7 protein-coding genes are annotated in these 9,982 nt (G+C 71.5%); 2 read left to right on the plus strand and 5 right to left on the minus strand.

Annotated elements, in window-relative coordinates; all coding sequences use genetic code 11:
• Positions 1–8: 8 nt before the first annotated feature.
• Genes bchL through bchF form a run of 5 tightly spaced genes read right to left on the minus strand, consistent with a single transcriptional unit; the run spans position 9 to position 8,051 of the window.
• Positions 9–902, minus strand: a complete 894-nt coding sequence (gene bchL / locus MMR14E_RS09210; protein WP_331313807.1) for a ferredoxin:protochlorophyllide reductase (ATP-dependent) iron-sulfur ATP-binding protein — start codon at positions 900–902, stop codon at positions 9–11.
• On the minus strand, positions 899–4,705 hold the full coding sequence (locus MMR14E_RS09215; protein ID WP_331313808.1) for a magnesium chelatase subunit H: 3,807 nt from the start codon (positions 4,703–4,705) through the stop codon (positions 899–901). Before MMR14E_RS09215 ends, bchL begins: the two co-directional genes overlap by 4 nt.
• Positions 4,680–6,272, minus strand: coding sequence for a ferredoxin:protochlorophyllide reductase (ATP-dependent) subunit B (gene bchB, locus MMR14E_RS09220; RefSeq protein WP_331313809.1), 1,593 nt, complete (start codon positions 6,270–6,272; stop codon positions 4,680–4,682). The genes MMR14E_RS09215 and bchB overlap by 26 nt, the downstream gene beginning before the upstream one ends.
• A 4-nt stretch (positions 6,273–6,276) precedes the next feature.
• Positions 6,277–7,548: a ferredoxin:protochlorophyllide reductase (ATP-dependent) subunit N gene (locus MMR14E_RS09225; RefSeq protein ID WP_331313810.1), complete on the minus strand. Its 1,272-nt coding sequence runs from the start codon at positions 7,546–7,548 to the stop codon at positions 6,277–6,279.
• Positions 7,545–8,051 (minus strand): 2-vinyl bacteriochlorophyllide hydratase, encoded by a 507-nt coding sequence (gene bchF, locus MMR14E_RS09230; RefSeq protein ID WP_331313811.1) that lies wholly within the window; start codon positions 8,049–8,051, stop codon positions 7,545–7,547. Before bchF ends, MMR14E_RS09225 begins: the two co-directional genes overlap by 4 nt.
• A gap of 318 nt (positions 8,052–8,369) precedes the next feature.
• Between bchF and MMR14E_RS09235 the strand changes: the two genes are divergently transcribed.
• Together MMR14E_RS09235 and MMR14E_RS09240 are read left to right on the plus strand one after the other, a co-directional pair.
• Complete coding sequence (locus MMR14E_RS09235) at positions 8,370–9,260, plus strand: cobalamin B12-binding domain-containing protein (RefSeq protein ID WP_331313812.1); 891 nt, start codon at positions 8,370–8,372, stop codon at positions 9,258–9,260.
• A 29-nt stretch (positions 9,261–9,289) separates the two neighbouring features.
• Positions 9,290–9,982, plus strand: a 693-nt coding sequence (locus MMR14E_RS09240) for a PAS domain-containing protein (RefSeq protein WP_331313813.1), incomplete at its 3' end; no start/stop codon positions are given.

Here is a 9,982-nt window from a genome sequence, read left to right on the forward strand (position 1 = left end):
CCCCAAACTCAATCGAAACCGAGGAACTCGAACAGGTCGCGGTCCTTCATCGGGACTGCCTCGCAGGGCGCGGCGCCCGACCAGAGCGTCTCGGCGAGCCGCATGTACTCGGCGGTCACGGCGTCGAGCTCCGGGGACGAGTCCATCTCGAACAGGGTCGACTTCTTGAGCCGCGAGCGGCGGACCACGTCGAGATCGGGGAAGTGGGCCAGCCGCCTCAGGCCGACCGCGTCGTTGAACCGGTCGATCTCGTCGGTCTTGGCCGAGCGGTTGGCGATGACGCCCCCCAGGCGCACCGGGTAGTTCTTCGACTTGGCGTGGATCGCAGCGACGATCCGGTTCATGGCGAAGATCGAGTCGAAGTCGTTGGCGGTGACGATCAGCGCCTGGTCGGCGTGCTGGAGCGGCGAGGCGAAGCCGCCGCAGACCACATCGCCCAGCACGTCGAACACCACGACGTCGGTGTCCTCCAGGAGATGGTGCTCCTTGAGGAGCTTCACCGTCTGGCCGACCACGTAGCCGCCGCAGCCGGTGCCGGCCGGGGGGCCGCCGGCCTCGACGCACATCACGCCGTTGTAGCCCTCGACCACGAAATCCTCGACGCGCAGCTCCTCGGAGTGGAAGTTCACCGCCTCCAGGGCGTCGATCACCGTCGGGGCGAGGCGCTTGGTCAGCGTGAAGGTCGAGTCGTGCTTCGGGTCGCAGCCGATCTGCAGCACCCTTTTGCCGAGCTTCGAGAAGGCCACTGACAGGTTCGACGAGGTGGTCGACTTCCCGATCCCGCCCTTGCCGTAGACCGCGAAGACCTTGGCGGTCTCGATCTTCAGGTCCGGATCGAGGGCGACCTGGACGCTGCCTTCTTCCTTCCGGGCGACGACCGGATTGCGGATGGCGATGTTCATGCGGCGACTCCTGTGGTGACGCCTTCGAGACGATCCTCCAGCTCCTCCTCGGCCCGGTCGAGGGCGTCCCGCATCTCTGCGTTGGGAGTCCAGAAGCCGCGCCGGTGGGCCTCGATCAGCCGTTGGGCGACCTTGGCGGAGGCGGTGGGGTTGAGGGCCGCCATGCGCTCGCGCATGGCGGGGTCGAGGACGTAGGTCTCGGTGATCCGCTCGTAGATCCAGGGCTGGACCGCGTTGGCGGTGGCCGACCAGCCGACCGTGTTGGTGAGATGCGTCTCGATCTGGCGGACACCCTCGTAGCCGTGGCCGAGCAGGCCCTCGTACCATTTCGGGTTGAGCATCCGGGTGCGCGTCTCCAGCGCCACCTGCTCCTCCAGGGAGCGGACGCGCCCCTCCCCGCGGGTCTGGTCGCTGATGTAGATCGGCACCGACTCGCCCTTGGCCCGGGCCACCGCCCGGCCCATGCCGCCGAGCCCGTCGAAGTAGTGATCGACCGAGGTGACGCCGACCTCGACCGAATCGAGATTCTGGTAGGCCATGTCGACGGAGGCGAGCACCGCCTGCATCAGCGCGCGCTGCGGCGCCGGGCGGCCGGTGCGGCCGTAGGCGAAGCTCTTGCGGCGGGAGAAGGTCTCGCACAGCTCGGCGTCGTCGTCCCAGTTCCCGGAATCGACCAAGTGGTTGACGTTGGCGCCGTAGGCCCCCTCGGCGTTGGAGAAGACCCGCAGGGACGCGGTCTCCAGATCGCAGCCCTGCTCGACCTGGATCGCCAGGGCGTGCTTGCGGACGAAGTTCTGCTCCACCGGCTCGTCGGCGGTGGCGGCGAGATACGACGCTTCAGCCAGAAGCTTGGTCTGCAAAGGCAACAGATCGCGAAAAATGCCCGAGAGGGTGACCACCGCGTCGATGCGCGGGCGGCCGAGGGTCTCGAGCGGGACCAACTCGGCGCCGCTGAGCCGGCCGTAGCCGTCGAAGCGGGGCCTTGCGCCGATCAGCGCCAGCGCCTGCGCGATCGGGCCGCCCTCGCTCTTGAGGTTGTCGGTGCCCCACAGGACCAGGGCGACGCTCTCCGGGCAGGGCTTTCCGTCCGCGGCGAAGCGCTCGAGGATCCGGGCCACCTGCCGTGCGCCGTCGGCCACCGCGAAGGCAGAGGGCAGGCGGTAGGGGTCGAAGCCGTGGATGTTGCGGCCGGTCGGCAGCACGGCCGGGTTGCGCAGCAGGTCGCCGCCGGCCACCGGCGGTACGAAGCGGCCGTCCAGCGCGCGCAGCAGGGCCGGCACCTCGTGGTCGCGGGACAGCAGCCGGTCGGTTTCGGCCAGATTTTTCAGGACTTCGCGGGTCGCCTCGTCGGCGGGCAGGCCGGACGCCTTCAGCGCCGCCTCGATCCCCTGCCCCGCCACCAGGGCCTCGATCCCGGCCCGCTCCGGCCGCACGCCGTGGGCCGACTCGGCGAGCGCCAGGAGCAGGTCGACCCGCTCCTCCGCCGGCGTGCCCTGGCCGACCACGTGGAGACCGTGCGGGATCAGGGTCTGCTCGAGTTCCTGAAGGGCGGCCCAGAGGCCGGAGACCCGCGCCTCCAGATCGCCGCTCCACGCGGGCTCCGCGGCCACGAGATCGACCGCCGCACCCTGCTGCTGGATCAGCTCGGCAAGGCTGCCGCGCTCGGGCGCCGCCTCGGGGCCGAGGCCGCGCCAGCGCTCGATCGAGCTCTTGAGATCGAGCAAGCCGCGATAGAGCCCGGCCGCCGCGAGGCTCGGGGTCAGGTAGCTCACCAGCGTCGCGGCGGAGCGGCGCTTGGCGAGCGTTCCTTCGGATGGATTGTTGGCCGCATAGAGGTAGACGTTCGGCAGCGCCCCGATCAGCCGCTCCGGCCAGCAGGCCTCGGATAGGCCGGTCTGCTTGCCGGGCATGAATTCGAGCGCCCCGTGGGTGCCGAAATGCAGGACGGCGTCGGCGGAAAAGTCCTCGCGCAGGTAGCGGTAGAAGGCCGAGAACGCGTGGGTCGGCGCGAAGCCGCGCTCGAACAGCAGCCGCATCGGGTCGCCCTCGTAGCCGAAGGCCGGCTGGACTCCGACGAAGACGTTGCCGAACTGCGCGCCGAGGACGAAGATCTCGCCGCCGTTGGTCAGGTGGCGGCCCGGCGCCGGGCCCCACTGGGCCTCGATCTCGGCGAGGTGGGGCTCGCGGCGCAGATGATCCTCGGCCGGGATGCGGGCGTGGACGTTGGCCTGGGTCCCGTAGCGCTTGGTATTGCCCTCCAGGATCGCCGCGCGCAGGGCATCGACGCTCTCGGGGACCTCCACCGTGTAGCCGTCCGCCGCCAGACCCTTCAGGGTGTTGAGCAGCGAGGCGTAGACCGACAGGAACGCCGCCGTGCCCGTGGCGCCGGCATTGGGCGGGAAGTTGAACAGCACGACGGCGAGCTTCCGCTCAGGCCTCGCGGTCCGGCGGAGCGACACCAGCCGGGCGACCCGCTCGGCGAGGCGGGCGGCGCGCTCAGGGTGGACCCGCATGTCCCGGGCATTGTCGCTGCCGGAGGCCGAGGAGCGGCCGCCGAACACCATTGGGGCGGTGGCGCCGTCGAGTTCGGGGATCGCGACCATCATGGTCGCCTCGACCGGCGACAGGCCGCGGTCCCCCGCCTCCCACTGCTCGATCGTCTGGAATTCCAGCGCCTGGGCGGCGAGGTACGGCACGTCGAGGCGGGCCAGCATCGCCTCGGCGGCGGCTGCGTCGTTGTAGGCGGGGCCGCCGACCAGCGAGAAGCCGGTGAGCGAGACCATCGCGTCGATCGCGGCGCGCCCGTCTCGCATGAAAAAGGCCTCCACCGCCGGGCGGTTGTCGAGGCCGCTGGCGAAGGCCGGCACCACGTCGAGGCCCTGCGCCTCCAGGGCGGCGATGACGCCGTCGTAATGGGCGGTGTTGCCGGCGAGCACATAGCTGCGCATCACCAGCAGGCCGACCCGGCCCCGGGCGCCCGCGAGGCGCGGCAGCCGCGACGGGTCGGCGCCGATCCGGCCCGGCAGGCGCGGGTGGTAGAGGCCGGTCTCGGGATAATCGAGGGGTGCGGGCGCCGCCGGTCCCTCCCGCCAGGCGGCGCGCGCGCCGGCCGCGTAGCGGTGCACGAGGAAGCGCACCAGGGCGGCGACGTTCTCGTCCGACCCCGCGAGCCAGTATTGCAGGGTGAGGAAGTAGGCGCGCACGTCCTGGGCCGAGCCCGGGATGAAGCGCAGGATCTTCGGCAGCTTGCGCACGAGCGCCATCTGGCGGCCGGCATTGCCCTGCTGGCCCGGCTTGCCGCGGAGCTTCTTCAGGAAGTCGAGGGCGCTGCGCTTGGTGCCGCTCATGTCGAAGCGGCCGAGTTTCGTGGTCTTCACCACCTCGCCGGCCGAGAGGCAGCCGACCATCGCGTCGCAGCCATCGCGCCGGGCCGCCAGCGCCGGCAGGATCGCCCGGACATGCTCGTCCATGAACAGCATGGCCGAGAGCACGATGTCGGCCTGCGCGATGTCGGCCCGGCAGGCCTCCAGGGTGGCGGGATCGTTCTCCCACTCGGCGGCCGCGTGGAAGCACAGCACCAGCCCGGGCATCTCCGACCGGAGGCGCAGGCGCGCCCGTTCCACCGCGCTCGCCAAGTGATTGTCGAGCGTGACGATGACGACGCGGATCGGCGGCTTGGCTGCGGGCCCGATCGCGCCGCGACGGAGCCCTGCGCCAAGCCACGACTTCGACGCGCTCCCTTGCGCCGAGCCGGCGTCCACCTCGGCGGAGAGCGCTCTAGCGGCCGTAATGCGCTTTGGCATCGTAGAGGGTCTCGAGGGTGATGAGCGGCAGGTGCCGCTCCCGGGCGAAGGTCTCGGTGTTGGTGCGCGCCTTGCCCCGCACGAAGAACGGGATCTTCTTCAGCTCCTTCTCGGCCTCCGGCGACCAAGCCGCCGCGCGGTCCAGGAGAATCGGAACGGGCGCCGGCGTCGGAGGGGTGTCGGCCGGCGCCCGTTCCGCGGCCTCGAGCGCCCCGTCCGCCGGAGTCCCGAAGGACTTGCCGCCGAGATGCGAGGGGCCGACGCCGTCGTGAAATTCGGGATCCTCCCGGAACATGCCGAGGAGGTGTTCTTCGAGGCCCATCATCAGCGGATGGACCAGGGTGTCGAACAGGACGTTGGCGCCCTCGAAGCCCATCTGCGGGGCGTAGCGGGCCGGGAAATCCTGGACATGGACCGGGGCCGAGATCACCGCGCAGGGGATGCCGAGCCGCTTGGCGACGTGGCGTTCCATCTGGGTGCCGAGCACGAGCTCTGGCGCTGCCGCGCGGATCGCCGCCTCGACGTCGAGGTAGTCGTCGGTGATCAGCGCCTCGATGCCGTGCTCGGCCGCCTCGGCGCGGACCTCGCGGGCGAATTCGCGGCCGTAGGTGCCGAGCCCGACGACCGTGAAGCCGAGTTCCTTCGCGGCGACCCGGGCGATGCCGATCGCGTGCGTGGCGTCGCCGAACACGAAGACGCGCTTGGCCGTAAGGTAGGTCGAATCGACCGAGCGGGAGTACCAGGGCAGCCGCGAGCCGGGGCCGTCGAGCACCGGGGCCGGATCGGTCCCGGCGAGGCCCGCCACCTCTTCGACGAACCGGCGGGTGCCGCCGACGCCGATCGGGATGGTTTGCGTGAACGGCTGCCCGAAGTTCTTCTTAAGGTATTCTGCCGCCGCCCGGCCGGTCTCTGGGTAGAGCACGACGTTGAAATCGGCGTCCCGCAGCCGGCCGAGATCGGCGGGCGTAGCCCCCAGCGGCGCCACGACGTTCACCGCGATGCCGAGGGTGTCGAGGAGCCGGCGGATCTCGATCAGGTCGTCCCGGTGACGGAAGCCGAGCGCGGTCGGCCCGAGGATGTTGCAGAGCGGGCGCTGCCCGGGCTCCCGTGCCGGGCGCGGGGCTGGCGGCCCGGCGAGGGCGCGGACCAGCCGGTAGAAGGTCTCCGACGCGCCCCAGTTCTCCTTCTTCTGGTAGGCGGGGAGCTCCAGCGGGATCACCGGGATCGGCAGGTCGAGTGCCTTGGCGAGGCCGCCCGGATCGTCCTGGATCAGCTCGGCGGTGCAGGAGGCGCCGACGATCATCGCCTGCGGCTGGAACCGCGCGTGGGCGGCCGAGACCGCCTGCTTGAACAGCTCGGCGGTGTCGCGGCCCAGATCCTGGGCCCGGAAGGTCGTGTAGGTCACGGGCGGGCGGGCGTCCCGCCGCTCGATCATCGTGAACAGCAGGTCGGCGTAGGTGTCGCCCTGCGGCGCGTGCAGGACGTAGTGCAGCCCGGACATCGCCGTGGCGACGCGCATCGCGCCGATGTGAGGGGGCCCCTCGTAGGTCCAGAGGGTGAGCTGCATGGCGCTACACCTCCAGCAAGGCGCGGCGCCGGAGCGGGCGCACAAACAGCTCGGCGAGGTCGCCGGCCTGCTCGTAGCCCTGTACGGGCGTGAACAGCAGCTCGATCGACCACTTGGTCGACAGACCCTCCGCCTCCAGCGGGTTGGCGAGGCCGAGGCCGCAGACCGTCAGGTCCGGCCGGGCCGCCCGGCAGCGGTCCATCTGGTCGTCGAGGCTCTGGCCCTCGGTCACGCGCGTGCCGGCAGGAAGAAGCTCGATCTCGGCGGCGAGATGCCCCCGGTGCAGATAGGGCGTGCCGACCTCCACCAGCTCCGCGCCGAGTTCCCGGGCGAGGAAGCGGGCGAGCGGAACCTCCAATTGCGAATCGGGGAAGAAGAACACGCGCTTGCCGCCGAGCTTTTCGCGCTGGGGCGCCAGCGCGGTCTCGGCGCGGGCGCGGCCCGGCGCGGTCGCGGCCTCGAAGGTTGCGTCGGAGACGCCGAAGGCCTCGGCGGCCGCCCGCAGCCAGCCGGTCGTGCCCTCGGCGCCGAGCGGGAACGGCGCGGGCAGCCGGCGGGCACCGCGCTCTTCGAGGGCGCGTGCCGTGTCGGTCAGGAACGGCTGGGCGAGCAGGTATCGCGTGTTGCGCCCGATGGCCGGCATCGCGTTGGCCCGGCGGGCGGGCAGGAACCGGACATCCGCGATCCCCATCGCGGAAAACATCCGCAGGAACTGGTCCTCGACCACGTCGGCCAGCGCGCCGACCACGAGGAGCGACGCCGCCGCGTCCGCATCGCGGGGCAGGTCCGGCACCAGGGCCGCGAGGCAGGCATCCTCGCCCTGCGTGAACGTGGTCTCGATGCCGGAGCCCGAATAATTCAGCACCCGGACCGGATTCAGGCGGCTCGACAGGCGCTGCGCCGCCCGGGACAGGTCGAGCTTGATCACCTCGGACGGACAGGAGCCCACGAGGAACAGGAGCTTGATGTCGGGCCGGCGCTCGATCAGCCGGGTCACCACCCGGTCGAGTTCCTCGTTGGCGTCGGCGATGCCGGCGAGGTCGCGTTCGTCGATGATCGCGGTGGCGAAGCGCGGCTCGGCGAAGATCATCACGCCGGCGGCGGACTGAATCAGGTGCGCGCAGGTGCGCGAGCCGACCACGAGGAAGAACGCGTCCTGGATCTTCCGATGCAGCCAGACGATGCCGGTGAGCCCGCAGAACACGGCCCGCTGGCCCTGCTCCTGATGCAGGTCGATCCCGCCGCAGGGCGGCTGGTGGGCCAGAGGAGCGTTCACGGCAGCGCCTCCGCGAGACGCGGCGCGCGGCTGCCTGCACCTTCCAGGCGCGCGGCCCTGAGCTTCAGGAGGAACTGGGCCGCGTTGACCACGTATGTCGCGTACGCCGCCAGCGCGAGGAGCAGCAGCGCCTGCCCGCTCAGGACGCCCGTGGCGAGGGCCGCGAGGTAGGCGGTGTGGAGGGCCAGCACCAGCATGCTGACCGCGTCCTCCCAGAAGAAGGCAGGGGCGAAGAGCCACCGTCCGAATACGACCTTCTCCCAGATCGAGCCGGTGACCATGATCGCGTACAGGGCCACGGTCTTCACGATGACCGAGATCTCGGCCGCGCGCAGGCCGTCGTCGGTGGCCAGGGCGCGCAGCACCAGGGCAAGGCTAATCAGGAAGATCGCGAACTGGAGAGGCGCCAGCACCCCCTGGATCATGGTCCAGGGCGAAGAATCGCGCCGGCGCCGTTCGGCGGGCGTGTAGAGCGGTCGTGCCGGCCGGTCCTCGGGACCCATGCATCCGCTCCCTTGTGATCGGCGGCGCCAGAGGCTCCGTCGTTGACAGAGGCTAGGGCGGGGCTCCCAGAAGTGTCAAGTGCGCTTGACGCTTCGATGGCATGACAGGAGGAGGGATATCTTTTCTTCGAATAAGATCATTGCCAAGATCGCTAGGAAGCGTATCGTCGGCCGCGGCGGCAGAGATTGCGGCCGTTTGGCTGGTCAGCCTCAGGAACTGACGGACACGAAGAATAGACGGGCGAGCAACGCCACACCGAGCGCGCGAGCGGATCCGCCGGCCCTCCCGGGCCGGGGTCGTCTCAAGGGAGGATGCCGATGGGAAACTGGAGGCATTTCGGTGGCCGTCTGGATCACGGTCCGTCCGCGGCCGGCTGCAGCCCCGTCAGCGATGGTCTCCCCGTGTTCCGCGACACCGCCCTCGGCTGGTCCGACCTGAACAGGCCCGTCCCGGACGCGCTCGCCAAGGTCGTCGAGGCGGAGATCCTGCCGCGCCTGATGCTCGCCCACCGGCCCGCCGGCCGCGCCGCCCCGGCGGACCGGGCGCCGAGCGCGCGGGAGATCGCCGATTTCAGCGCCCTGCTCCTGGCCGCCGGCCCGGTCGACCTCGACGCCCGGGTGGACGCCCTGCGCGACGGCGGCCTGCCGCTCCCGCGCCTGCTCCTCGACCTGCTCGCCCCGGCGGCCCGGCATCTCGGCGCCCTCTGGGAGGAGGATGCCTGCGACTTCCTGGCGGTGACCGAGGCCCTCGGGCGGCTCCACGCCGTGAGCCGCCGCCTCTGCGCCGAGCTGGAGAGCGAATCGGTCCCCGCCAACGGGCGCAGCGTCCTGCTGCTGCCCTGCCCGGGCGAGACCCACGTCTTCGGCCTGTCGCTGGTCGCGAGCTTCTTCCGGGAGGCGGGCTGGGACGTGACCACCGCGGTGCCCGGGCCGGGGGTCGATCCCCTGGACCTGCTCCGGTCCGACTGGTTCGACGTGGTCGGCCTGTCGCTCTCCTGCGACGTCCTGCTGCCGGTCCTGACGGCGACGGTGGCGGAGGTGCGCCGCGATTCGCGCAACCGGCACGTCCGGGTGCTGGTCGGCGGCCCCTTCTTCGCGCGCCACGGCGGCGAGGCGGGGATCGTCGGGGCGGATGCCTGCGCGTCGGACGCGTGCCTCGCGCCCGCCGCGGCGGAAGCTTTGCTGGACAGACAGGCCTTGGCCTGCTGAAAGGGCCTCCAACCGACTATCACATTGCGGTGACCGTGACCCCTCAGCCCCGCCCCTCCCCGCAGTCGCCGCCCGCGGCCCTGCAGCAGGTGGCCGGCCTCCTCCAGGGCGAGGCGGTCGGGCGCATCGTCGCGGCGTCGGCGGACCTCTCCCTGGTGATCGACACCGACGGCGTGATTCGGGACGCCGCGGTCGGCGCCGACCTCGCGACGGAGACGGCGGCGGAGACCGTGGCGGGCTGGCTGGGCCGGCGCTGGATCGACACTGTCACGGTGGAGAGCCGCCCGAAGATCGACGCCCTGCTGCGGGACGCCGGGTCCGACGGCATCACCCGCTGGCGCCAGGTGAACCACCCCTCGCCCGACGGTGCCGACCTGCCGATCCGCTACGCGTCGATCCGGCCCGCAGAGGGCGGCCCGATCCTCGTGCTCGGGCGCGACATGCGGGCGGTGGCCGTCCTGCAGCGCCGGCTGGTGGAGACCCAGCAGGCCCTGGAGCGGGACTACGACCGGCTCCGCGCCGCCGAGACCCGCTACCGGCTCCTGTTCCAGATCTCCGGCGAGCCGGTGCTGGTGGTCGATGCCGGCACGCGCCGGGTGGCCGAGGCCAACCCGGCCGCGGCGCGCCTCCTCGGGCGCCCGGCCAAGCGCATCGCCGGGCAGGACGCCGTCGAGCTGTTCGACCCCGCCAGCACCCGGGCCCTGGAGGCGCAGTTCGCCGCC

It is taken from the genome of Methylobacterium mesophilicum, from assembly GCF_036441335.1.
GTDB classification, from domain to species: domain Bacteria; phylum Pseudomonadota; class Alphaproteobacteria; order Rhizobiales; family Beijerinckiaceae; genus Methylobacterium; species Methylobacterium mesophilicum_B.